1 protein-coding gene is annotated in these 1,898 nt (G+C 55.0%); it reads left to right on the plus strand.

Annotation, left to right across the window (positions count from 1 at the left end; genetic code table 11):
* Nucleotides 1–173 precede the first annotated feature (173 nt).
* A complete protein-coding gene (locus DXA43_RS10060; RefSeq protein ID WP_117807077.1) occupies nucleotides 174–1,298 on the plus strand; it encodes an aminotransferase in 1,125 nt (374 codons plus the stop codon).
* Nucleotides 1,299–1,898: the final 600 nt, after the last annotated feature.

Raw genomic sequence — 1,898 nt, forward strand, 5'->3', positions numbered from 1 at the left:
CGCTGCATGAGCATGCCCTTCTGGCGCGAGGACCTCTAAGGTTTTCAAAGACCCGTACAGGTCTTACTACAAACATCTAGCTGCCATTAGGTGTCTCCCATTGGGGCGGTGCGGATCTTTCGCACCGCCCCATTCATGTTTAATGACGCTAAATGAAGATCAGATAAGGTGGCATGGATATCAAGACAATCGGTGTTGAGGAATGGCTCAACGTTTGGGAGAAGAGTGCTACCTGGGATATAGCTCAGTCGACGATCTCGTCACTGACCATGGGCGAGCTTCGCGCACTGGACGAGCAGGACGGCGCCACGTTCTACGAGCGCCTGGATCGCGAGAAGATGAACTACGGCTGGATCGAGGGATCGCCGGAATTTAAGGCCGAGGTCGCCAAGCTGTATCTTCGCGATGTCAATCCCGATCACATTCTGCAGGCCAATGGCTGCACGGGCGCCAACCTCAACGCCATCATGGCCGTTGTGGAGCCCGGCGATCACGTGATTGCCGAGTGGCCTACCTATGCGCCGCTCTACGAGATTCCGCGTACGCTGGGTGCCGAGGTCGAGTATTGGGAGCTCCGCGAGGAGCTCGGCTGGAAGCCCGATATCGATGAGCTCAAGCGCTTGGTGCGCCCCAACACCAAGCTCATCTGCATCAATAACGCATCGAACCCCATCGGTACGGTGCTCGATGCCGATATGCTCGGGCAGATTGCCGAGATTGCCCGTTCGGTGGGCGCCTACGTGCTGTGCGACGAGGTGTATCTGCCTCTCGAGAACACCGAGTCCTTTATGTCGATGGCCGACGTGTACGAGAAGGCCATTGTCACCAACTCGGTGTCCAAGACCTATTCGACGCCTGCGGCCCGCGTGGGCTGGGTCGTGGCCAACGAAGAGGTGTCCAACCGCATCCGCACATATCGCGACTACACCATGATCTGCGGCGGCGTGTTCAACGACGCCCTGGCGACCTACGTGCTCGAGCACAAGGACAAGATTCTCGAGCGCAACCGTAAGATCGTGTTTGGCAACCGCGATATCGCACAGGCATGGATCGATACGCAGCATCGTGTCTCCTGGACGGCCCCGCAGGGCGTGTCCACCTCGTTTATCCAACTGGATATTCCCGAGGACGACGAGGAGTTCTGCAAGCGCCTGTTGGCCGAGAGGGGAGTGCTGCTGGTTCCCGGTAGCCGCTTTGAGCTTCCCTGCGGCGCGCGCTTGGGCTACTGCGCGAGCGAAGGCGTTCTCCGCGAGGGCCTGAGGCTTCTGGGCGAGGCGCTGGCCGAGTTCGATCGCTAGCCCCTTGAGGCTTTCGAGGGCCTAAACCTTTCTGGGCCCTAGATATACCGAATGCAGACCCGCTCCCTTGGGGGCGGGTCTGTTTGTCTTTACCGCCGAAAAAATCAACTTGTTACAAATGGAGGCGCAAAGCAGACGGTGTATTCGATGGGCCTTATACTGAGCTTCCGGTGAACGGTATCCAACGTCTGGTAAACGGTAGCCTGTTTGCCAAAAATGAATAGGATGAACTTTTTTCTGAATAAAAATCAAAATGGTTGAGACGTAGCAAGAATTGCGAATTCTATTCATACCTTTGCGTGAAATATGCAAATCGAGGGTGGTTTAAGAAAGATTAGTTCCAATTGATTTTTCGGTTAAAAAGGCATTTAAGCACGTAAATACACTTTATTAAGTCAAAGTGTACCATGCGTGAAGTATATGTGTATGCCGTTCACCCCTCATATAAAACCGTTCGGGGGCAAGGTGGAAGTATGGGCTGATTTTGGATATAAATATGTCGTCAGCAATAACGCCTCACACGGAGGGGCGCTAACGAATCGGCCCCGACAAGGGCCCGAAAGAAAGGTAGGAGGCCATGACGAAAGGTCTGCACGTGCC

Origin of the sequence: Collinsella sp. OF02-10, from assembly GCF_003463445.1 — a bacterium.
Classification (GTDB): Bacteria; Actinomycetota; Coriobacteriia; order Coriobacteriales; family Coriobacteriaceae; genus Collinsella.